Origin of the sequence: Xanthomonas sp. LMC-A-07 (assembly GCF_030208825.1) — a bacterium.
Lineage (GTDB): Bacteria > Pseudomonadota > Gammaproteobacteria > Xanthomonadales > Xanthomonadaceae > Xanthomonas > Xanthomonas campestris.
This window is the reverse complement of sequence record NZ_JARVTF010000011.1, coordinates 82,394-102,943: the sequence shown is the minus strand read 5'-3', so window position 1 is coordinate 102,943 and position 20,550 is coordinate 82,394. Positions and strand designations below refer to the sequence as shown.

Here is a 20,550-nt window from a genome sequence, read left to right as displayed (position 1 = left end):
GCGCATGAGTACCGAGCGCAGGATCGCCGCGCACGCGGTGCAGGGCGCCCTCGCGCCGCACGCGCGCATCCGCAACGTGATTGCGGTGGGTTCGGGTAAGGGCGGGGTGGGCAAGTCCACTACTGCGGTCAATCTGGCGCTGGCGCTCCACCAGCAGGGCGCGCGGGTTGGTGTGCTCGACGCGGACATCTACGGGCCGAGCGTGCCGGCGATGCTGGGGTTGAGCGGCAAGCCCGACAGCCCGGACAACAAGTCGATCGAGCCATTGCGCGCGTTCGGCATCGAGGCGATGTCGATCGGGCTGCTGGTCGATCAGGACACACCGATGATCTGGCGCGGCCCGATGGCCACCTCGGCGTTGACCCAGCTGTTCAACGACACGCTGTGGGACGACCTGGATTACCTGCTGATCGATCTACCGCCAGGCACCGGCGACATCCAGCTCACCTTGTCGCAGAAGATCCCGGTGGCCGGTGCGGTGATCGTTACCACGCCGCAGGACATCGCCACGCTGGATGCGCGCAAGGCCTTGAGGATGTTCGAAAAGGTCGAAGTGCCGGTGCTGGGCATCGTCGAGAACATGGCGGTGCACACCTGCTCCAACTGCGGGCATCGCGAACATCTGTTCGGCGAAGGCGGCGGCGAGCGCATGGCCGCGCAGTACGGCGTGCCGCTGCTGGGGTCGCTGCCGCTGGATATCGGCATCCGCGAGCAGGGCGATGCGGGCCAGCCGATCGTGATCGCCGCGCCGGAATCGGCAGCCGCGCAGGCCTATCTGGCGGCCGCTGCGCGGCTGTCGGAAGAGCTGGGCAAGCGCCCGCGCGCCAGCATCCCGATTTCTGCCTCGCTGTTGTAATCGCCAAGCGGGCGGTGACGTCGCACGCTAGACTTTGCCGCCCTTCGCGCGGGCCGCTCGGCCCGCCGCCTTCCGTCTTAAGGAACACCGCATGAGCATCAAGAGCGACCGCTGGATCAAGCGCATGGCCGAACAGCACGCCATGATCGAGCCGTTCGAACCCGGCCAGATCAAGCACGACGCCGCCGGCCAGCGCATCGTCAGCTTCGGCACCTCCAGCTACGGCTACGACGTGCGCTGCTCGCGCGAGTTCAAGATCTTCACCAACATCAACTCGACGATCGTCGACCCGAAGCATTTCGACCCGGGCAGCTTCGTCGATATCGAGTCGGACGTCTGCATCATTCCGCCGAACAGTTTTGCGCTGGCACGCACGGTCGAATACTTCCGCATTCCGCGCGACACGCTGGTGGTGTGCCTGGGCAAAAGCACCTATGCGCGCTGCGGCATCATCGTCAACGTGACGCCGCTGGAGCCGGAATGGGAAGGCCACGTCACGTTGGAATTCAGCAACACCACGCCGCTGCCGGCACGCATCTACGCCAACGAAGGCGTGGCGCAAATGCTGTTTTTCCAGTCCGATGAGGTGTGCGAAACCTCGTACAAGGACCGTGGCGGCAAGTACCAGGGCCAGACCGGCGTGACCCTGCCGCGCACGTGATGCAGTGGTGCGGCCGTGACCCTGCCTCAGCAGGTCACGGCCGTGCGCTGCCGGTAGCGCAGCAGTTGGCGCACGCCAGCGGCGATCAGCAACGCTGGCCACCAGGTTGAAACCAGGTTGCCAAGATCGAAACGGGCCAGCCCGAGGTTATCCAGCAGGAATAAGCTGCCCAGCGTGATCAGAAACAGTGCAGGAATCAGGAGGTAGCGCATGGCGATGTCCTCGGTAGGTGTGAGGCCATGCTGCGCGCGACTGCCCCGCCAATCAGGTGCCGGAAGTCAACAGTTGCGGGTGACAGTCGTCATGTCGGGCTGCTGCCGAATGCGCAGTGATCGCAACTGATCATCAAAACGCGCGGGATTAGTGCAGCGGCGATGTAGTAGACGCCGTACCTCAGAAGCATAGTGGTGGATCAGAACGCGTCATCGAATGCGCGCGGCCCCCTTATCCGCCCCCCTTCGGGCTCCCTTCTCCCGAGAAGAGGGGGCTGTTTCCACCCGGCTGAACTGCGACGCGAGTCATCGGCGCGGAGGCACCGCTGTTACGAATCCCCAATCCCAACTCCCCAATCCCGGCCCAACCTACTTGCCCCGCCCGAACAACATCCCCACGCCGCAAGCGACCAGCGCAGCCGGCCACCAGGTGGCGATCAGCTTGCCCAGGCTGAGATTGGTCCAGCCCAGGTTGTTGGCCAGAAACAGCAGGCCCACAAGGATCAGGATCAGTGCGGCGACGACATTGGATTTCATGCGAGAGGGCAGGTTGGCGAACGGGCGCCTATCGTAGCCGTTGCGCCCATGCCGCGACACGCTCCTGCAGTGCATCGGGCGCAAACCGGTGCGCGCTGCCGCTGCCCCACACCGGCCCGGGCCAGGCCGCATCGCCGGGATGGCGGCCGACCAGGTGCACGTGCAGCTGGCGCACGATGTTGCCCAGCGCGCCGATATTGAGCTTGCTCACCTGCGGCTCGACCCGCAGCAGCTGCGAGAGCTGGTTGATCTCCGCCAGCAACAGGCGCTGCTGGCCGCCATCCAGGTCGATCCACTCGCTGACCTCGGCCACCCGCGGCACCAGCACCAGCCACGGGAAGCGGGTGTCGTCCATCAGCCGCACCTGCGACAGCGGGCCGTCGGCGACGAAGACGCTGTCGGCGGCCAGCCGCGCATCCAGTTCAAAGGCGCCCGTGGCGGGCGCATTCGAGACGGGTCCGCTCATCCCAGGTGGGCGTCGAAGAAGCCCAGGGTGCGCTCCAGCGCCCGCTCGGCGCTGTCGGCGTCGTAGTGGGTCGGGTCGATGCTGCGGTTGAAGGCGTGCCCGGTCGGGTAGACGAAGGTCTCCATCTGCGGCAGCTTTTCGCGGTGCGCCTGGATCGCTTCGGGCGGAATGCTGCTGTCCTGCTCTCCGAAATGGAACATCACCGGCGCCTTGGGCGTTTCGTCCAGCAGCTGCGTATTGCGGCCGCCGTAGTAGCTCACCGAGGGCAGGCCCAGCCGGATCGCCGACAGCAGCGCCACCGAGCCGCCCCAGCAGTAGCCCACCGTGCCCACCTTGCCGGCACGGGTCAGCAGGGTGGCGGCAGATTTGACCACCTCCACCGCACGTTCCAGGCCCACCGCGTTGGCCAGGGCCAGGCCGCGCTGCAGGCTTTCCTGGTCATAAGGCAACTGCACGTCCTTTTCTTCCAGGTCGAAAAAGGCCGGCGCCAGCACCTCGTAGCCGCGTGCGGCGTAGTCATCGGCCACCGCGCGGATATGTTCGTTGACGCCGAAGATCTCCTGGATCACCACCAGGCCGCCGCGCGGGCTGGAGGCGGGGGTGGCGTGCCAAGCGGCAACCTGGCCGTCGGAGGTGTCGAGCGTGGTCCAGTGACCCATGGGAATTCCTGATGTGCAGCGAGGGAGGCGCGCATTATCGACCGGACCGGCATCGTGAAAAGTGAGGGTTTCGCAAAGCCGGCCGGGCTGGCGAGGTACGGCGGTTCAGAGCGCTGCCCGCACGCCGCTATAATTGGCCTTGCCCAGGCCCCAGGCCGCTCCGTTTCCCAGGCTCCTGCTTCCATGTCCCAGCTGAACCCCAAAGTCGGCTTCGTCAGCCTTGGCTGCCCGAAGGCGCTCGTCGATTCCGAACGCATCCTCACCCAGCTACGCGTGGAGGGCTACGACATCGTGCCCAGCTACGACGCGGCCGACGTGGTGGTGGTCAATACCTGTGGCTTCATCGATTCGGCGGTGACCGAGTCGCTGGATGCGATCGGCGAGGCGATGAACGCCAACGGCAAGGTGATCGTCACCGGCTGCCTGGGCAAGCGCCCGGAGCAGATCCGCGAGGCCTACCCGCAGGTGCTGGCGGTGTCCGGCCCGCAGGACTACCAGAGCGTGATGGAAGCGGTGCACGCCGCGCTGCCGCCGCGTCACGACCCGTTCGTGGATCTGGTGCCGGACTACGGCATCAAGCTGACGCCGCGCCACTACGCGTACCTGAAGATTTCCGAAGGCTGCAATCACCGCTGCAGCTTCTGCATCATTCCCTCGATGCGCGGCGACCTGGCCTCGCGCCCGGTCGACGAGGTGCTGCGTGAGGCCGAGCGGCTGGTGCGCGGCGGCGTCAAGGAGCTGCTGGTGGTCTCGCAGGACACCTCGGCCTACGGCGTGGACCTGAAGTATGCCGAGCGCCCGTGGCGCGATCGCATGTACCAGACCCGCATGAAGGCGCTGTGCGAAGGGCTGTCGGAACTGGGTGTGTGGACGCGCCTGCATTACGTGTACCCATACCCGCACGTGGACGATGTGATTCCGCTGATGGCCGAAGGCAAGCTGCTGCCGTACCTGGACATCCCGTTCCAGCACGCCAGCCCGCGCATCCTCAAGCTGATGAAGCGGCCGGGCGCAGTGGAAAAGACCCTGGAGCGCGTGCAGCGCTGGAAGGCGATGTGCCCGGAGATCACGGTGCGCTCGACCTTCATCGTCGGCTTCCCCGGCGAGACCGATGCCGAGTTCGAAGCGCTGCTGGAGTTCCTGGACCAGGCCCAGCTGGACCGCGTGGGGGCATTTGCCTATTCGCCGGTGGAGGGCGCCAGCGCCAATGCGTTGCCGGACCCGGTGCCGGAAGAGCTGAAGCAGGAGCGCCTGGCGCGCTTCATGGCCAAGCAGGCGGAGATCTCCGCGGCGCGGCTGGAAGCGAAAATCGGCACGGTGCAGCAGTGCCTGGTCGACCTGATCGAAGACGACATCGCCGTGGCCCGCTCGCGCGCGGACGCGCCGGAGATCGACGGCCTGGTGCATATCCAGAACGGCGGCGAGCTCAAGCTGAAGGTGGGCGACCTGGTCGATGTGGAAATCACCGACAGCGATGAGCACGACCTGTTCGGTGATGCGCTGCCGTCTGATCTTGCGGTGCAGCCGCCCCGCGCATTGAACCTGCAGATGGTCTAGCCGCAGCGGCGGGCCAGCGAGTGGCAAGCGTCGCTGGCCGTTTGGTGTGCAATGAAACTGGTGTGCGCCGAAATATCCAGCACGCCAGCACGCCAGCACGCAATCGACGCACCCGCCTCATAGGAGCGGGTTCGCGCGCGACGAGGCTTCCGCAGCGCAGCTGGACTGTTCAAGGTGCGCTGCATTGCCACCGCACACGGCCAGCCGCGTAGGAGCGCGCCAGCGCGCGATGAGGCGTTACCCCACAACCACACGCCTCCAACCGCGCGCATCGGCACCAGCAGGCAAGGATCCAAACCACCCGGATTGCCTCACGCACGCCCACACCAACTAAGTTGCCGCGTACTCCACCGCCACCACCACAAAGGTGTGCTTGCCCGACGGGAGTTGTGCCTCGAACTCATCGTCCACGCGCTTTTTCAGCAACGCGCGCGCCAATGGCGAATCGATGCTGATCCAGCCGCGCCCGGCGTCGGTCTCGTCTGGCCCCACGATGCGGTAATGCAGCAGCTCGCCGCTGTCGGCATCTTCCAGCTCAACCTGTGCGCCAAAGAACACCGCCTGCGGATCCGTCGGTGCGGTATCCACTACGCGCAGCGCTTCCAGCCGCTTGCTGAGGTAACGCACGCGGCGATCGATCTCGCCCAGCTGTTTCTTGCGATAGGTGTACTCGGCGTTTTCCGAGCGGTCGCCCTCGGCTGCGGCCGCCGCGAGCGCGCGCACCACCTCGGGCCGACGCAGGCGCCACAGCTCGTCCAGCTCGGCCTTGAGCCGCGCATGGCCTTCCGGCGTGATCAACGCAGTGCTTTTCTCGGCAGGGGGGCGCCAGCGGCTCATGGGCGACCAACAGGGCAGGATGGGGGCGCGATGCTAGCGCGCATGGCGCGCTTGCGCATCCGCATCCGCCCGGCGAAGCTTTGCGCCTTGGGACACGGACGCCTGCCATGCTGATCATGCCGCTGCATAAACCCTGGTCGCGCCAGAACATTCCCTGGGTCACGCTGCTGCTGGTGCTGCTCAATGTCGTGATCCATGTGGGGTACCAGCGCAAGGACGACGGCCTCATCGCCAATGCGGTGCGCTATTACGTGGAGTCCGGCTTGGGCGCGCTGGAGGGCAAGGCGCACGCGCGCTACCTGGCACAGAGCGATGCGAAGGTGCGTGCGGCGCGCCAGGCGCAATGGGACAAGGTGCCAGCGCGGCAACGGGTGGCCTACCTGGCGCAGCTGACCATGAACGATGTGGCGTTTACCGATGCCCTGCGCAGCGGACGCCTGTTCGACGACGATGCGCAACGACGCGACTGGTACGCGTTGCGTGCGCCCTACGATGCGCGGCTGTCCAAGGTGTTCACCTTGCGCCACATCCAGCGCAGTTCGGAATGGTCGCCGCAGCGCATGCTGTCGGCCACCTTCCTGCACGGCGACCTGGACCATCTGCTGGGCAACATGGTGTTCCTGCTGGCGCTGGGCACGTTGCTGGAAGGGGCGATCGGCAGCGGCTGGTTCCTGCTGCTATACCTGCTCGGCGGGTTTGGTGCGAGCGCAGTGAGCCTGTGGTGGCGGTGGGGCCAACCCGGTGGCGGGCTGGGCGCCTCTGGCGCAATCGCGGCGCTGATGGGCGCGTTCTGCGTGGTCTGGGGCCGCCGGCGGGTGCGCTTTTTCTACTGGTTTTTCGTGGTGTTTAACTATGTGCGGGGTCCGGCGATTCTGTTGCTGCCGCTGTGGTTGGGCTGGGAGCTCTACAACCTGCTCTGGCGTGACAATCAAGGCATTGGATTCGATGCGCATGCCGGTGGGCTGGTGAGTGGCGCGCTGCTCGGTGCGCTGCTGGTGCTGGTGCGGCAGACCCGCCCGGCTTTCATGGAGGACGACGCGGTGGCGCAGGCGGACGACCGCTGGGAGCGTGCACAGCGGCATCTGGGGCGCATGGAAAATGCCGAGGCCGAGCGCCTGCTGGCAGAGCTGGCAAGCGAGCAGCCACGCAGCGCGGAGATTGCCCTGGCGCGCTATCGCGTGGCCCGTAACGCGGGCCGTCTCAAGGAACTTCAGCAGCACGCGGACACGCTGCTGCGGCTGCACGCGCACAGCGCCGAACAGACGCGCCTGCAGCTGACGGTGGCGGCCGAATTGGCCAAGGACCACCTCGACTGCGATCCATCGGCACGGATGGCGTTGATCGGCAATTGCCTGCGCACCGGCCTGCTGGCCGACGCGGAACGGCTGTTGAAAGACAGTGCGCTGAGCACGCCGCGCGCGGAGCTTGCCCAGCAGTGGTTCGTGCTGGCGTTGCGGCATGGCGAGTTGCAGGCGGGCGAGCAGCGCACGCGCGTGCTGCGTCAGTTACTGGAGCAATTCCCCGAGCAGGGCCAGGCCAACAAGGCGCGGTTCCTGCTGGACAATGGGTGAGAGCGGCTGCGGAAAAGACCACGCAGCCGCCACTTACGCGGGTTGAATCGCCACCGCTTTCAGTGCCGCTGCCAGCTTGGCGCGCTGGGCTTCATCGTCGCAGTGGTCCAGCGCGTTCTGCAGCACCATGCGCGCGTCATCGTCGCGCGCGAAGCGCTCGGCCAACAGCAAGCCGGCGTCCAGCGACCAGGCCGGCAGCATGCGCTCGCGCGGCCACGCGCCGATGGCGGCCAGCAGGCCATCGGTCGCCAATTGGTATTGCCCGGCCATCTTCGCGCGCTCGGCCAGCAGCGTCGCCTGCTCGGGCAATAGCGGTGCAAAGGTGGGGTCGGTGTCCAGCGCTTCGCGTTGCAGGGCCAGTGCGCGTCGCTCCTGTTTTTCCTGCAGCAGGCGATTGATGTACTGGCGGGTGTGGTCGCGTAGTTCGTCGTTAAGGTGGTGCTGGCGCAGCAGGCGCTGGTACAGCTCATGCACCGCCAGGCTCACCGCACGCGAGCGCACCGCGCCGCGCAAGGCCTGAAATGCTTCGTCCGAATGCCCATCGCGCACGAACTGCTCTGCTTCGTCGAGCAGGCGTTGGTCGGGGTCTTCGCGCTGCAGGGCAATGCCGCCGCTGGGCTCGTAGCCGAGTTCCTCGTGGTACTGGTAGACCAGATAGCCCATCAGATGGAAGCTGGCGAACAGGCTCCAGATCGAGGCCACCACGATGGTCAGCTCGCGCACCACCGGCGGCAGGTACTTCAATGCCACGAAGATCGCCGCCGTGCCGCTACCCTGGATGACGTAGAGCAAGCCATAGGCGGCCAGGTACGGCCAGCCGATGCGTAGCGCCATGTCGATAGAGACCGCCGGATTGAGTGCGCGGCGCAGGCTGCCGTCGATGGCCAGGGCGATCATCATGCCGGGCAGCAACAGCTGAACGGCCAGGTACGCAACGGTCAAGCCAGGTTTGCCGGCGATCACGCCAGCGGCGACGATCACGATACCCAGTGCGAAGGCCAGCAGGATCAGCCGCAGTACGGCGCTGTCGAAGCTGTTGTAGCCCAGCCGCGGCGCATCGTGCTCGCCGTTGGCGCTGTGCCGCAGGATGTCGAAGGCGTAAGTATAGGTGGCCATGCCGAGCACGCCCAGGACAACAAGCTTCAGGATGCCCGGCAAGACCAGCAACGCGCTGCACAAGGTCAGCGCGATCAGCGCGTATAGCGCAGAGCCACGCAGCGGATAGGTGGCGATGGCCGGAATACGGGTCCAGAACGGTGCGGGCACAGCCTGCGCCGCCACCTTGCGTGCGCGAAAACGGTCTTCCATGACGCTCCCCAAGCGTGTGGTGTGGCGCGATTGTGCGGCGGCGCGTGCCGGCGCGCAATTGGATGTGGTGGTTGCACCGAAGTGGAAGAGCTCGGTTGCTGAGTTGGGGGCGACGGGAGAGAGCGGGGAGGGCGGTCCCATGTTGATTGGCTAGTCGTGCGTGCGCTCCGTGTTGGGTTGTTGTCACTGTTGGGCGCGCGCGATATCAGCATGACGATGGGTGTCGAATGCGCATTACGGTGACCCATGGGAGTGCGATGTTTCGTCCAGTGGAGGCGTGCACCGATTGTTGCGGGATGCAGCGCGGCGATCAGCGTGAGTACCGGGTCGTTGGCGTGCGACTGCGTCAGGCGCATCTACGTCATGCGTCAACACGCTCATCGGCATCACGTCGCGAAACAGGGCAGCCCTCATGCAGCAAGGCGCATCCCGTGCCTTGCGCCAGGTAAACTGCGCAGCCACCTCGCAATGCCCGGCGTATGGCGTGGCACGGTGTTGCGCTGTTGATCGGTCATGTCACAAGGAGTGTCGTCTTGCTTCCAATCGCCACCGGCAACCCGCAGGTTCGTGTTCGGTCCATCGATGTGCTCTCGGACAACTGGTATGTCCTGCGCAAGGTCACCTTCGATTTCCAGCGCAAGGATGGCCGCTGGCAGACCTTGTCGCGCGAGGCCTACGATCGCGGAAATGGCGCCACCATTCTGCTGTACAGCCGTGCCAGGCAAACGGTGATGCTCACCCGCCAGTTCCGGCTGCCGACCCTGCTCAACGGCAACCCCGACGGCATGCTGATCGAAGCCTGCGCCGGCCTGCTGGATCAGGACGATCCCGAGGCCTGTATCCGCAAGGAGACCGAAGAGGAAACCGGCTACCGCATCGAGAACGTGCGTAAGCTCTTCGAGGCCTTCATGAGCCCGGGGTCGGTGACCGAACGTCTGTATTTCTTCGTCGGTGAATATGTCGACGGCGACAAGGTGAGCGCCGGCGGCGGGGTCGAAGAAGACGGCGAAGAGATCGAGGTGCTGGAACTGTCGCTCGACGCTGCGCTGGCGCTGATTGCTACCGGCGAAATCGCCGACGCCAAGACCATCATGTTGCTGCAGTACGCCAAGTTGCATGGTGTGCTTGATTAAGGTGCGGCCTGCCTCAGGCGCGTTATTAAGTGCCGCTAGCAAAACGACTGTGTGGCCGCCAGGCAGTGCCGTTCCCGCAATGTTTATGCCCGCCGGTGCCCTTAGGGCTCTCCGTGCCGCCCGCACTCACCGGGCGGTTGCTTGCTACGTTTTTCCGATCTAAGCCGGCATCGCGTGCTGAGCTTTTAAAGCCGGGTCCGTGTTAGCGGACGCGTTTCAAAACCTTGTCGCGATGTTCCGGCCAGTCGCCGCTGTGGCAGTTGTGCCCATCCTGGGCCAAGGAGTAGCTGGGTTTCTGGTCGCTCGCGGTAGGTTCTGTGTTGATCCGAAAGCCGTACAGATTTGGATTGAGCGAAAGATCGGACGCATCGTCGCGGGAGAGCATCAGGCACTCGCTGCCGACGATGTCGAGCCACCAGGGACCGCGTTCGGTGACAACGCTATTGCTGCGTTGGCTTTCGGGGGCGATGCACGTCGTCTTGAGCGTGTAGCGCCGACTGTTCTTGTCTCCCTGTGCCGCTTCAAGCCAGAGTTCCGCGCGAACGGCCTGGCACGGCGCAGTGTCTGGATGCAGCTTGCCAACATAGTGCCCCGCAAGCAGGTGTTGCCTGCTCGGTGGCCACGCAGTGTGTGGATCTGCTTGCTGTGTTTGTGGCGCAGAGAACGCCGCGCCCGCGCTGGAAAGCCAGAGAAACGTCGTGATAAGCGCTGCAGATCCATGCATCTTGTGGCTCCTTGTCGTGCGAATGCGGTGTGGCGCGTGCGCTTGCGCGCGGTGCGCTGCGGTTAAGGCCTCATCGCGCGCGAGCGCGCTCCTACCGGGCGCATCCCTTGCGGCGCTGCACTCAACGCTTCCCACCAAAAATACTGCCGAAAATACCGCGCACGATTTGTTGCCCGATCTTGTTGCCCACCGTGCGCGAGGTCTGCTTGGCCATGGCCTCAAGCATGCCCTGGCGGCGCTTGGTGCCGAACACCGCGTCCTTGATCGCCTGGCCGAAGCCGCTGTCCTGCGCGTCGTCCTCTTCGCGGGTGCGCGCCGGCGGTGCGTTGGTCTGCTCGGCCACCTGTTCGACTCGCCGCGCCAACAGCTCGGCCGCCGATTCGCGATTGATCGCGGTGTCGTAGCGCGTGCCCACCGGGCTGGCGGCACGCACCTGCGCACGCTCGTTGTCGGCTAAAGCGCCCATGCGGCAGCGCGGCGGCGCAATCAGGGTTTGCTGCACCGGTGCCGGCACGCCCTTGCCTTGCAGTGGAGACACCAGTGCCTCGCCGGTGCCCAGGCTGGAAATGGCGGTTGCCACGTCGAGCTTCGGGTTGGCGACAAACGTCTGTGCGGCGGTCTTGACCGCCTTCTGGTCGCGCGGCGTGTATGCACGCAACGCATGCTGCACGCGGTTGCCTAGCTGGCCGAGGATGTTGTCTGGGATATCGTCGGGGAACTGCGAGCAGAAATACACGCCCACGCCCTTGGAGCGGATCAGGCGCACCACCTGTTCGATGCGCTGCACCAGCGCAGGCGGCGCATCGTCGAACAACAGGTGCGCCTCGTCGAACACGAACACCAGCTTGGGCTGCTCCAGGTCGCCCACTTCCGGCAGGCGCTCGAACAGTTCCGACAGCAGCCAGAGCAGGAAGGTGGAATATAGCCGCGGCTTGAGCACCAGCTGGTTGGCGGCCAGGATGCCGATCACCCCGCGGCCGTCCGGTGCCACCCGCATCAGGTCGGCAAATTCCAGCGCCGGCTCGCCGAAGAACTGTTCGCCGCCATCCTGCGACAGCCGCAGCAAGGCGCGCTGGATCGCCGCCACCGACTGCGCCGACACCAGGCCATAACTGGTGGAGAGCTCCTTGCGTTCTTCCACCACCAACGCCAGCAGGGCGCGCAGGTCGTCCAGATCCAGCAACAGCAGGCCGCGGTCGTCGGCCAGCTTGAACACGATGTCCAGCACGCCGGACTGGGTGTCATTGAGCTCCAGGATGCGCGCAAGCAAGGTGGGGCCCATTTCGCTCACGGTCGTGCGCACCGGGTGGCCCAACTGCCCGTACAGGTCCCAGAACACCACCGAGTTGGCGGCCGGCGCGTAATCGCCGATGCCGATCTCCGTTGCGCGCTGCAGCACGCCGGGCGCGCCATCGCCGGCCACCGCCAAGCCGCCCACGTCGCCTTTGACGTCGGCCAGGAACACCGGCACGCCCAGGCGCGAGAAGCCTTCTGCCAGGGTCATCAGGGTGACGGTCTTGCCGGTGCCGGTAGCCCCGGCCACCAGGCCGTGCCGGTTGCCGAAGCGGCCCTCCAGAACCACCGGAATACCGTCGGTAATGCCTTTGCCGAGCAGGAACGAGGCCATTGCGCAGATCCGGTAGGAAAGGCCGGATTCTAGCCGTCAAACCTGGCCGGCATGGGGTATTTGCCCATTCGCCAATGGCATCTGCCAGCGGCAGGCCCGGTGCGGGCGCCGGGCTGCCGCTTTGCGCTGGATGCGGTAGCCAACCTAACGGTGCACTGACCCTGCCGGGCCGGCCGCCTTGCCCCGGTGTCACCCCGGCGGCTACCCTGCCTGCCTTTCCGCTGTACTGCCGACGATGCCGCTCGCTCATTTTGGTTTGCGCCCATGGCCTGTGTTGGCCGTGCTGGCGTTGTTGTCCCTCGCTCCTACTGCCCATGCCTTGTCCAAGCGCGATACCGAAAAGGTCGCCGCGCTGGATGCACGCATGGCCGCCGCCGAGAAGCGCTACCGCGACGCCCTGGTGCTGGTGAACAACTCCGACCCCAAGGGCACCGCCGAAGGCGACGCCGCACTGGAGGACATGGAAGACGTCATCGACGCCTGCATCAAGCAGCGTGGCTGCCTGGTGGCCAATCAGCTGTCGACCTACAAGCGCCTGCTCAAGGCGCGCGCGGATGCGGAAGCGCCGGCGTCCGACGAGCCGGAAGACGACGACACCCTGCTGCAGGCCGACCCGGACCACATCGGCCCGCTGGCGACCGACGTCCCCGCTGCGGCCCGCACGGCCAGTCTGCTCAACGACCAGCAGCACGACTTCGACAAGATGGTGCAGTACAACCCGGCGGTGCAGGCCGGCATCCGCCGCTGGCTGACCGACATGCGTCCATCGCTGCTGACCAGCTATGAGAATTACGCCAACCTGCGTGCGGTGATGTGGCCGGAATGGCAGAAACGCGCGCTGCCGGAGGCGCTGCTGTTCGGCATTATGGCCAAGGAATCCAACGGCAAGGTGCACGCCAGTTCGCGTGCGGGCGCCGCAGGGCTGATGCAGTTCATGCCGGCCACCGGGCGCCGCTTCGGGCTGGGCCCGGACGGTACCGGTTTCGATACGCGCTTCGATGCGCGCAGTGCCGCCGAGGCCAGCGCCGCGTATCTCAACGAGCGCATGGTGGGGCTCAACCGCAGCATCGAACTGGCGCTTGCGGCCTACAACGGTGGCGAAGGGCGCGCGGCGCGTGTCTTTGCCCAGTCCGGTGGCCGCGGCTTCTGGGAGCAGGACGTCTACAACCAGTTCCCGGCTGAAACCAAGGACTACGTGCCGATGGTGATCGCCGCTGCCTGGATCTTCCTGCACCCGCGCCAGTACGGTGTGGACTTTCCCAAGCTCAACGCACAGTCGGCCACCATCAAGTTGGCCAAGTCGACCACCATTTACGAACTCACCATCTGCCTGGGCAGCATGGGCACGCGCGACGGCTACATGCGCGCACTGCGCAACCTCAACCCGCGCTACGAGCCCGATGGCTGGATCCCGGCCGGGACCACCATCAACGCCACCAACCGCATCGCCAGCCTGTACACGCGTTACTGCGTGAGCGGCCCGCGTGCCGACCTGGCCCGCGCGTTGATCACCGCCGATCTCAATAGCGCGATCGTGCGCACCAGCGCGCCGGAGTACGTGCCCAGCGTGGCGGTGGGCGATGTCAGCCCGATGGCCGGCGTGCCGACCACGGTGGCCACCGGCCAGCCGGCGGTCGCCAAGCCCAAGGCCAAGCAGGTGCGCAGCTACACCGTTGCCAAGGGCGACACCCTGGGCCGGGTCGCGCAGAAATACCAGTGCGAGATCAAGGAGCTGGCCAAGGCCAACGGCCTGAAGGCGCCGTCGTACGCGCTCAAGCCGGGGCAATCGATCAAGCTGGCTGGTTGCGATCGCTGAGAGCCGCGGTTCTCTGACGCGGCTGATGGCGTAGGCATCGGCCAGCACGCGGTCGGCCGCGCGCTGCCGCGGATACCGGCGGGGACGCAGTCACTGCGTGGCGGGTGCGGGCGCTGCTGGAGCCGCATCCGCATCCTTGTCAGACGCGGGCGCGGCGTCCTGCCAGAAGGTCTGTGCCTTCGCCCACCAGCGTGTCCAGCGTGCGCGCCAGCCCTGACGTAGCGCGTCGGGCCCCAGCTTGCTGGTCTGCTGTTCGGCAAAATGCATCAGGTCCCTGGTGGCCGGCGCTGCGTTCTGTTCGATCGCCTGCCACATGAAGCGGGTGAGGATGCGGGCGATCACCCAGCTCGAGTCCAGGTCGCCACTCTCCGCTTCGATGCGGGTGATCAACGCCTGCAGTTCGGCGCGCACGTCCGGCGGCACATTCGGGTTTTCGCTCAGGCGTTTGAGCCGACGCAGGCCTTCCAGCAACCGGTGCTCGGCAAAGTCCTGTCCCACGCGCGCCAGCTCGCCCAGCCAGGGTGCACGCACCGCCAGGCCGATCGCATCCGCATGCAGCACCGCGGCATCCCAGCGCTTGTCCTGGATGGCCGCGTAAGCCATCACCACGTGCAGCATGAGCAAGGTGGTGAGGGTGTCGTCGGGATTGGCGTCGTGTTTCCACAGGCTGTCGCTGGAGCGCTGCGCAAGCTGCGGCCAGTGCTTGCGTTCGAACGCCACCGAGCGCAGTGCCGTGGCGATCAGCGCGCCCTGCGACCCGCAATCGCGCTCCAGCAGGTCGGCTTCGGCGATCGCGGGCAGCAGTTTGTTGGCGGCCAGTGCGGTGTAGGACAGCATTGCGTGGAGCATGCAGATGTCGTCGGCAGTGAGTGGTTCCGGCGGCGTGTCCAGCAGGCTGCCGCCGCGCTGGTAGGCGGCAAAGGCGACCGGCAACCCATGCTCACTGAACTGCCGGTAGCCCCGGTATTGCAGGCCGGAACGCAGCGCATCCAGCTGCTGTTGCTCACTCTGCTGGCCACAACCGGCCAGCACCGTGGCGAGGGCGAGGGCCAAAGGCCATCGCAACATCCGTGTGGTCATGCAGTGTCCTAGGTGGGAAGTGTCCGGTGCGCCATGGCAGCGTACTGCGTTGGCGTAGCCGGTGCCGCACTTGTCTGTCAGTGGAGCGGCGTGCGCGCGTTTGGCCAGGTTCTAAGAGCGGCTAACAAAGCGTAGCTGCGCAGTCATTTTGATAGCTGCGCTAAGACATCGCATTGGAGCAACAGCGCAGCCAAACGAAGCGCTGAAACGCCTGGCGCGCTGCAAGCCTCAGGCCAACCGCGCAGCAGTCTGCGGCACGTGCGCGTGTCAGAGCGCGGCGACGTCTGACCACAGCAGTACGATGACCATAGCGCCGCGCCGCGCGAGTGAAGTGTTTAAACGCCTGTCGCGCGGCTGCGCGTCAGTCCACCTGGCGTCGTGCCAGCGCCTGTCCCAGCCGCACCGCGCTTTCCGCAGCCAGCCCGCCTTCAAGCGCGGCAACGCCCGGCGGCAGCAAGACGATGACCGTCGATCCATAATTGAAGCGCGCCATCTCCGCAAAGCGCTCCAGCGTGATCCCCTTGCCGCGGTAATCCTTGCGCGTGATACGGTCGCCGTAGCGCGGGATCTCCACACCGCTCCAGACGGTTTCCACGCCGGACACCAGCAGCGCACCCACCATCACCGAGGCCATCGGGCCGAAGTCGGTATCGAAGTGGCACACCAGGCGTTCGTTGCGGGCGAACAGCCGCGGCACGTTGCGCACTGCATCGGGGCCAACACTGAAGAGCCGGCCAGGCACATGCACGGTCTCGCGCAAGGTGCCGCTCCACGGCATGTGCACGCGGTGATAGTCCTTGGGCGACAGATACACCGTGGCGAACAGGCCATTGTGGAAGGGCACTGCGGCGGACTCATCGCCGAGCAGTTCCGCCGCCGTGAACGACTGGCCCTTGGCCTGAAAGATGCGCCCGTTCTCGATCGGCCCGAGCTGGCTGATACGCCCGTCCGCCGGCATCAACAGTGCCTGCGGGTCGGCGTCGGGCACGCGCGCGCCGGGCTTCAGCGCGCGGGTGAAAAATGCATTGAAGGTGGGGTAGGCGCGCGGATCCGGCTCCTTGGCTTCGCTCAGATCCACGCCAAACTTGCGCGTGACCGTGTCGATCAGCCACTGCTTGGTCGCCGGCGTCTTGGAATACGCCAGGGCGCGCGCCAGCGAGGACAGCAGCCGATGCGGCAGCAAGTAGGTCAGGGAAGTGACAAGACTCACGGAGCGGTTACCTTGGTCAGCTGTTGGAGGTCGGCGGCAATCGCCTTCGGGTCGAGCGGCGGACGGATCAGGCCAGCCAGCCGGCCCTGCGGATCGAGCACGGCGATGCCGGCCGAGTGATCCATGCTGTAGTCGTTGGGGTTCTGCGCGAAATTCTTGCCCGGCACTTTCTGGAACACGAACCCCAGCGCGGTGGCGAAGCGCTCCAGCGACGGTTCATCGGCCGTGGCCGCCAGCGTGTCCTTGTGGAAGGCGTGCGCGTATTCGCCCAGGCGTGCGGGCGGGTCGCGCTGCGGGTCCACCGACACGAACAGCACGCGTGGGCGCAGGCTCTCGGGAACGCTCTCCCACTGCCGCTGGGCCACCGCCAGATCGGTCAGCGTGGTGGGGCAGACATCCGGGCAGAAGGTGAAGCCCAGGAACACCAGCGTCCAATGGCCGTTCAATTCGCCGGGCACCAGCTGGGTGCCATCGGACTGGCGCAGGCTGAACTGCGGCAGCGGGCGCGGCTGTGGGTAGAAGGTGATGGTCTGGGTGGGCGGCCAGGGCGAGCGCGGGGTGCCGCCAAGGAACTTCTGGCCCAGCAACAGGCCTAGCCCGGCGGCCAGCGCCACCAGCAGCACGATGCCGGTATTGCGATTGAACATGGCGGTTTCCAGTGCAACGGACGCTCATGATACCGATCCGACCTCTATAATCGGGGGCCGAACACTTCTTAGTTGTTGCCATGACTGCCGCCGCGGCCGACGAACTGCACACCATCATCGACCTGATCCGCTACGGCACCAGCCGTTTCAACGAGGCCGGTCTCACCTTCGGCCACAGCTACGACAACGCGCTGGACGAAGCCACGCAGTTGGTCCTGCACAGCCTGCATCTGCCGCACGATCTGGGCCCGGCCTACGGCCAGGCACGCCTGCTGCGCGCAGAAAAAGAGCGCGTGCTGGCACTGTTCCAGCGCCGCGTCGACGAGCGCGTGCCGGCGGCATATCTCACCGGCGAGGCCTGGTTTGCCGGGCTGAGTTTCAAGAGCGATGCGCGCGCACTGGTGCCGCGTTCCCCGATCGCCGAGTTGATCGAAGCCGGTTTCGAGCCCTGGCTGGGCGGCCGCGAAGTGACCCGCGCGCTGGACCTGTGCACCGGCTCCGGCTGCATCGCCATCGCGATGGGCCACTACAACCCGCATTGGGACGTGGACGGCGTGGACATCAGCGATGACGCGCTGGCGCTGGCCGCCGAGAACAAGGCGCGCCTGCATGCCGACAACGTCAGCCTGCTCAAATCCGATCTGTTCACCGGCCTGGCCGGGCGGCAGTACGACCTGATCGTGACCAACCCGCCGTATGTCACCAACGACGAAACCGACGCGCTGCCGCAGGAATATTCCTATGAGCCGGAACTCGGCCTGCGTGCGGGCGACGATGGCCTGGACCTGGTGCTGAAGATCCTGCGCGATGCGCCGCAGCACCTCAGCGAAGACGGCCTGCTGATCTGTGAAGTGGGCGAGTCCGAGCAGCACCTGATCAAGCTGCTGCCGGAAGTGGATTTCGCCTGGGTCGAGTTCAAGGTCGGCCAGATGGGCATCTTCGCCGTCGAATGCCGCGAGTTGATCGCACACAGCGCACGCATCACCGAGCTGGCCAGTGCGCGCTGAGGCACGCACGCACCGGCCACATCTGAGCGACATCGTGTTGCTGGTGCCGGTGTCCGTGCTCGGCATGTGCATTCCGTTCGGATTGCTCGATGTGGTGTTTCGGTTGTTCGACCCGATGTACGGCGGCCCGGCACTTCAGCGCTGGGCCAGTGCCGCTGCAGAAATCACCTTCGGGTCCATGGCGTTTTTCGGGCTCGTCTGTGCCTGGGTCGTGACCACCAGCTCGGATGCCACATTACGTGTGCATCGGCGCCGCAGCTGGATCGTGGCGTTTGGCCTGCTGGTCGGAATCGGCGTGGCGGTGCATTTGCTGGCCAACTGGTTGCTCAGCGGCCATGCCCGGCTTGGCGTGTTCCTGCTTGTGGCAAGTGTTGTGCTGGCAGTGGCGCCACTGCTGGTCGCCGCACGTCACCTGCCGCGCATGCTACACGCGCTGCAGCCTGCAGAGATGTTGAAAGGATGCCGTCATGGGCAGTAACAGTTTTGGCCGCTTGTTCACGGTCACCACTTTCGGCGAATCACATGGGCCGGCGATCGGCTGCATCATCGACGGTTGCCCTCCCGGCCTGGAGATCGCGCCGGAAGAGTTCACCCACGACCTGCAGCGGCGTGCCACCGGCAAGAGCCGGCATACCTCCGCACGCCGCGAGGCCGACGAGATCGAAATCCTGTCCGGCGTCTACGAGGGCCGCACCACCGGCACGCCGATCGGGCTGCTGATCCGCAACACCGATCAGCGCAGCAAGGACTACACCAACATCGCCCAGCAGTTCCGCCCCGGGCATGCCGACTACACCTATTGGCAGAAGTACGGCATCCGCGACCCGCGCGGTGGCGGGCGCTCGTCTGCACGCGAAACCACCATGCGCGTGGCCGCCGGCGTGATCGCCAAGAAGTGGCTCATGCAGCGCTACGGCGTGCTGGTGCGTGGTTTCCTGTCGCAGCTGGGCGAGATCCGCCCGACCGGTTTCGATTGGGATGCGGTGGAAGACAACCCGTTCTTCTGGCCGCATGCGGCGCAGGTGCCGGAGCTGGAAATCTATATGGATGCGCTGCGCAAGTCCGGTGACTCGGTCGGTGCGCGCGTGGACGTGGTGGCCGGTGGCGTGCCGCCGGGCTGGGGCGAGCCGATCTACGGCAAGCTGGATTCCGAACTGGCCGCCGCGTTGATGAGCATCAATGCGGTCAAGGGCGTGGAGATTGGCGATGGCTTCGCCAGTGCCGCGCAGAAGGGCACCGAACACCGCGATCTGATCACCCCGGAAGGCTTCCTCAGCAATCACGCGGGCGGCGTTCTCGGCGGTATTTCCACCGGGCAGGCGGTCACCGCCTCGATGGTGCTCAAGCCGACCTCCAGCCTGCGGCTGCCCGGCGCCACCGTGGATGCCGACGGCGCCGTGGTGGATGTCATCACCACCGGGCGCCACGACCCGTGCGTGGGCATCCGTGCCACGCCGATCGCCGAGGCCATGATGGCGCTGGTGTTGATGGACCAGGCCTTGCGCCACCGCGCCCAATGCGGCGACGTGGGCGAGGTGGCGCCGCTGATTCCCGGTCAGGCCGATGTCTGACACCGCGCGCCCCAAGGTCTGGGTCAGCCAGCCGTTGTTCGACGATGTGGTCGAACAGCTGGGCGCGCATTTCGAACTGGTCACCACCACGCAGGTCACGGCGTATTCGTCCGCCGACCTGGCCGCGCGGCTCGCGCCGCTGGATGGCGCGCTGGTCACGCTCAACGAGCGTATCGGTGCAGCGGAAATCGCCGCAGCACCGCAGCTGCGCGCCATCGCCAATGTCGGGGTGGGTTACAACAACCTCGATATCGATGCGCTGAGCGCGGCGGGCATCCTGGCCAGCAACACGCCGGATGTGTTGAGCGAAACCACCGCCGACCTGGGGTTTTCCCTGCTGATGGCCACCGCCCGCCGCGTCACCGAAGCCGAACGCTGGCTGCGCGACGGGCAGTGGGGGCAGTGGTCGTTCAAGACCATGCTCGGCGCCGATATCCATGGCAGCACGCTGGGCATCCTGGGCATGGGCCGGATCGGGCAGGGCATCGCCCGGCGCGGCGCGCATGGCTTCGGCATGCGCGTGCTGTACCACAACCGCAGCCAGCTGCCGGCCGAGACCGAACAGGCGGTGGGTGCGCAGTATGTCGACCTCGACACCTTGCTGGCGCAGTCCGATCACCTAGTACTGGTGCTGCCCTACACCCAGGCCTCGCACCACATCATCGATGCCGCCGCGCTGGCGAAGATGCGGCCCACCGCCACGCTGGTGAACATCGCGCGCGGTGGGATCGTCGATGAGATCGCGCTGGCCGATGCGTTGGCCAATGGCCGCCTCGCCGGTGCCGGTCTCGATGTCTACGAGGGCGAGCCGCGGGTGCGCCCGGAGCTGCTGGCGCTGCACAACGTGGTGCTCACCCCGCATATCGGCAGTGCAAGCCTGGCTACGCGCCGCGCGATGGTGCAGCTGGCGGTGGACAACCTGATCGCCGCGCTGGACGTGGGCGCCAACGCCGGGCATCCGCCGAGCGCACTCAACGCCAATGCGGTGGCGGCTGCCAAACGCGGTGGCGCGATCGTGGGCGCAACCAAAACCGCTACGACCAAACGATAGGGAACCTCCGCGGCCAGCTT

21 protein-coding genes are annotated in these 20,550 nt (G+C 66.2%); 10 read left to right on the top strand and 11 right to left on the bottom strand.

The genetic code is table 11. The features are described from left to right. The first annotated feature begins 4 nt into the window (after positions 1-4). Together apbC and dcd are read left to right on the top strand one after the other, a co-directional pair. Positions 5-856, top strand: coding sequence for an iron-sulfur cluster carrier protein ApbC (gene apbC / locus QRM89_RS11925; RefSeq protein WP_285448087.1), 852 nt, complete (start codon positions 5-7; stop codon positions 854-856). 91 nt (positions 857-947) lie between these two features. Continuing rightward, entirely contained in the window at positions 948-1,517 is a 570-nt protein-coding gene (gene dcd, locus QRM89_RS11920; protein WP_010366727.1) for a dCTP deaminase, read from the top strand. Between the two features lie 26 nt (positions 1,518-1,543). On the opposite strand, the gene QRM89_RS11915 is transcribed toward dcd, so the two are convergent. From QRM89_RS11915 to QRM89_RS11900, 4 genes are all read right to left on the bottom strand, one after another. After that, complete coding sequence (locus QRM89_RS11915) at positions 1,544-1,729, bottom strand: DUF5668 domain-containing protein (RefSeq protein ID WP_285448086.1); 186 nt, start codon at positions 1,727-1,729, stop codon at positions 1,544-1,546. A gap of 369 nt (positions 1,730-2,098) precedes the next feature. After that, on the bottom strand, positions 2,099-2,266 hold the full coding sequence (locus tag QRM89_RS11910; protein ID WP_011037698.1) for a DUF5668 domain-containing protein: 168 nt from the start codon (positions 2,264-2,266) through the stop codon (positions 2,099-2,101). Between the two features lie 28 nt (positions 2,267-2,294). Further along, positions 2,295-2,732, bottom strand: coding sequence for an HIT family protein (locus tag QRM89_RS11905; RefSeq protein ID WP_011037697.1), 438 nt, complete (start codon positions 2,730-2,732; stop codon positions 2,295-2,297). Beyond that, on the bottom strand, positions 2,729-3,391 hold the full coding sequence (locus QRM89_RS11900; RefSeq protein ID WP_285448085.1) for a dienelactone hydrolase family protein: 663 nt from the start codon (positions 3,389-3,391) through the stop codon (positions 2,729-2,731). The genes QRM89_RS11905 and QRM89_RS11900 overlap by 4 nt, the downstream gene beginning before the upstream one ends. 183 nt (positions 3,392-3,574) lie before the next feature. Here QRM89_RS11900 and rimO point away from each other — a divergent pair, with 183 nt between their 5' ends. Beyond that, the gene (gene rimO / locus QRM89_RS11895; RefSeq protein ID WP_285448084.1) at positions 3,575-4,948 is read left to right on the top strand and encodes a 30S ribosomal protein S12 methylthiotransferase RimO; all 1,374 of its coding nucleotides are present in this window, start codon (positions 3,575-3,577) and stop codon (positions 4,946-4,948) included. Positions 4,949-5,278: 330 nt separating this feature from the next. Here the strand turns inward: rimO and greB are convergent, their stop codons facing one another. Then, positions 5,279-5,785, bottom strand: a complete 507-nt coding sequence (gene greB, locus QRM89_RS11890; protein WP_042598371.1) for a transcription elongation factor GreB — start codon at positions 5,783-5,785, stop codon at positions 5,279-5,281. 107 nt (positions 5,786-5,892) lie between these two features. Here greB and QRM89_RS11885 point away from each other — a divergent pair, with 107 nt between their 5' ends. Next, positions 5,893-7,356 carry a rhomboid family intramembrane serine protease gene (locus QRM89_RS11885; protein ID WP_285448083.1) on the top strand — a complete coding sequence of 488 codons (1,464 nt, stop codon included), beginning with the start codon at positions 5,893-5,895 and terminating at the stop codon, positions 7,354-7,356. 33 nt (positions 7,357-7,389) lie between these two features. Here the strand turns inward: QRM89_RS11885 and QRM89_RS11880 are convergent, their stop codons facing one another. Next, positions 7,390-8,664 carry a hypothetical protein gene (locus tag QRM89_RS11880; RefSeq protein ID WP_285448082.1) on the bottom strand — a complete coding sequence of 425 codons (1,275 nt, stop codon included), beginning with the start codon at positions 8,662-8,664 and terminating at the stop codon, positions 7,390-7,392. A gap of 533 nt (positions 8,665-9,197) precedes the next feature. Between QRM89_RS11880 and nudK the strand changes: the two genes are divergently transcribed. After that, entirely contained in the window at positions 9,198-9,797 is a 600-nt protein-coding gene (gene nudK / locus QRM89_RS11875) for a GDP-mannose pyrophosphatase NudK (RefSeq protein WP_285448081.1), read from the top strand. A 202-nt stretch (positions 9,798-9,999) separates the two neighbouring features. Here nudK and QRM89_RS11870 read toward each other — a convergent pair whose 3' ends face one another. Together QRM89_RS11870 and QRM89_RS11865 are read right to left on the bottom strand one after the other, a co-directional pair. Further along, positions 10,000-10,521, bottom strand: coding sequence for a hypothetical protein (locus QRM89_RS11870; protein WP_042598377.1), 522 nt, complete (start codon positions 10,519-10,521; stop codon positions 10,000-10,002). 121 nt (positions 10,522-10,642) lie between these two features. After that, positions 10,643-12,148, bottom strand: coding sequence for a helicase HerA-like domain-containing protein (locus QRM89_RS11865; RefSeq protein ID WP_285448080.1), 1,506 nt, complete (start codon positions 12,146-12,148; stop codon positions 10,643-10,645). A 235-nt stretch (positions 12,149-12,383) separates the two neighbouring features. Here QRM89_RS11865 and QRM89_RS11860 point away from each other — a divergent pair, with 235 nt between their 5' ends. Beyond that, positions 12,384-13,964 (top strand): transglycosylase SLT domain-containing protein, encoded by a 1,581-nt coding sequence (locus QRM89_RS11860; protein WP_042598379.1) that lies wholly within the window; start codon positions 12,384-12,386, stop codon positions 13,962-13,964. Between the two features lie 90 nt (positions 13,965-14,054). Here QRM89_RS11860 and QRM89_RS11855 read toward each other — a convergent pair whose 3' ends face one another. The 3 genes from QRM89_RS11855 to QRM89_RS11845 all read right to left on the bottom strand — a co-directional run bounded on the left by QRM89_RS11855 (position 14,055) and on the right by QRM89_RS11845 (position 16,901). Continuing rightward, positions 14,055-15,032, bottom strand: coding sequence for a hypothetical protein (locus QRM89_RS11855; RefSeq protein ID WP_285448079.1), 978 nt, complete (start codon positions 15,030-15,032; stop codon positions 14,055-14,057). Positions 15,033-15,405: 373 nt separating this feature from the next. Further along, a complete protein-coding gene (asd, locus tag QRM89_RS11850) occupies positions 15,406-16,254 on the bottom strand; it encodes an archaetidylserine decarboxylase (RefSeq protein WP_285448078.1) in 849 nt (282 codons plus the stop codon). Next, complete coding sequence (locus QRM89_RS11845) at positions 16,251-16,901, bottom strand: SCO family protein (RefSeq protein ID WP_011037684.1); 651 nt, start codon at positions 16,899-16,901, stop codon at positions 16,251-16,253. Before QRM89_RS11845 ends, asd begins: the two co-directional genes overlap by 4 nt. An 80-nt stretch (positions 16,902-16,981) precedes the next feature. On the opposite strand from QRM89_RS11845, the gene prmB reads away from it, so the two are divergent. The 4 genes from prmB to QRM89_RS11825 are packed head-to-tail and all read left to right on the top strand — an operon-like array spanning position 16,982 to position 20,530. Further along, the gene (gene prmB / locus QRM89_RS11840; RefSeq protein ID WP_011037683.1) at positions 16,982-17,908 is read left to right on the top strand and encodes a 50S ribosomal protein L3 N(5)-glutamine methyltransferase; all 927 of its coding nucleotides are present in this window, start codon (positions 16,982-16,984) and stop codon (positions 17,906-17,908) included. Beyond that, positions 17,898-18,386, top strand: a complete 489-nt coding sequence (locus QRM89_RS11835; RefSeq protein WP_186829760.1) for a hypothetical protein — start codon at positions 17,898-17,900, stop codon at positions 18,384-18,386. Before prmB ends, QRM89_RS11835 begins: the two co-directional genes overlap by 11 nt. Then, positions 18,376-19,479, top strand: coding sequence for a chorismate synthase (gene aroC, locus QRM89_RS11830; protein ID WP_285448077.1), 1,104 nt, complete (start codon positions 18,376-18,378; stop codon positions 19,477-19,479). Before QRM89_RS11835 ends, aroC begins: the two co-directional genes overlap by 11 nt. Next, positions 19,472-20,530: a D-glycerate dehydrogenase gene (locus QRM89_RS11825; RefSeq protein ID WP_285448076.1), complete on the top strand. Its 1,059-nt coding sequence runs from the start codon at positions 19,472-19,474 to the stop codon at positions 20,528-20,530. Before aroC ends, QRM89_RS11825 begins: the two co-directional genes overlap by 8 nt. Positions 20,531-20,550 lie beyond the last annotated feature (20 nt).

What these genes read in the sequence shown, in the direction of transcription:
- apbC (WP_285448087.1), top strand. Translation starts at nt 5, where the DNA reads ATGAGTACCGAGCGCAGGATCGCCGCGCACGCGGTGCAGGGCGCCCTC.
- dcd (WP_010366727.1), top strand. Translation starts at nt 948, where the DNA reads ATGAGCATCAAGAGCGACCGCTGGATCAAGCGCATGGCCGAACAGCAC.
- QRM89_RS11915 (WP_285448086.1), bottom strand. Translation starts at nt 1,729, where the DNA reads ATGCGCTACCTCCTGATTCCTGCACTGTTTCTGATCACGCTGGGCAGC.
- QRM89_RS11910 (WP_011037698.1), bottom strand. Translation starts at nt 2,266, where the DNA reads ATGAAATCCAATGTCGTCGCCGCACTGATCCTGATCCTTGTGGGCCTG.
- QRM89_RS11905 (WP_011037697.1), bottom strand. Translation starts at nt 2,732, where the DNA reads ATGAGCGGACCCGTCTCGAATGCGCCCGCCACGGGCGCCTTTGAACTG.
- QRM89_RS11900 (WP_285448085.1), bottom strand. Translation starts at nt 3,391, where the DNA reads ATGGGTCACTGGACCACGCTCGACACCTCCGACGGCCAGGTTGCCGCT.
- rimO (WP_285448084.1), top strand. Translation starts at nt 3,575, where the DNA reads ATGTCCCAGCTGAACCCCAAAGTCGGCTTCGTCAGCCTTGGCTGCCCG.
- greB (WP_042598371.1), bottom strand. Translation starts at nt 5,785, where the DNA reads ATGAGCCGCTGGCGCCCCCCTGCCGAGAAAAGCACTGCGTTGATCACG.
- QRM89_RS11885 (WP_285448083.1), top strand. Translation starts at nt 5,893, where the DNA reads ATGCTGATCATGCCGCTGCATAAACCCTGGTCGCGCCAGAACATTCCC.
- QRM89_RS11880 (WP_285448082.1), bottom strand. Translation starts at nt 8,664, where the DNA reads ATGGAAGACCGTTTTCGCGCACGCAAGGTGGCGGCGCAGGCTGTGCCC.
- QRM89_RS11870 (WP_042598377.1), bottom strand. Translation starts at nt 10,521, where the DNA reads ATGCATGGATCTGCAGCGCTTATCACGACGTTTCTCTGGCTTTCCAGC.
- QRM89_RS11865 (WP_285448080.1), bottom strand. Translation starts at nt 12,148, where the DNA reads ATGGCCTCGTTCCTGCTCGGCAAAGGCATTACCGACGGTATTCCGGTG.
- QRM89_RS11860 (WP_042598379.1), top strand. Translation starts at nt 12,384, where the DNA reads ATGCCGCTCGCTCATTTTGGTTTGCGCCCATGGCCTGTGTTGGCCGTG.
- QRM89_RS11855 (WP_285448079.1), bottom strand. Translation starts at nt 15,032, where the DNA reads ATGTTGCGATGGCCTTTGGCCCTCGCCCTCGCCACGGTGCTGGCCGGT.
- QRM89_RS11845 (WP_011037684.1), bottom strand. Translation starts at nt 16,901, where the DNA reads ATGTTCAATCGCAATACCGGCATCGTGCTGCTGGTGGCGCTGGCCGCC.
- prmB (WP_011037683.1), top strand. Translation starts at nt 16,982, where the DNA reads ATGACTGCCGCCGCGGCCGACGAACTGCACACCATCATCGACCTGATC.
- aroC (WP_285448077.1), top strand. Translation starts at nt 18,376, where the DNA reads ATGGGCAGTAACAGTTTTGGCCGCTTGTTCACGGTCACCACTTTCGGC.
- QRM89_RS11825 (WP_285448076.1), top strand. Translation starts at nt 19,472, where the DNA reads ATGTCTGACACCGCGCGCCCCAAGGTCTGGGTCAGCCAGCCGTTGTTC.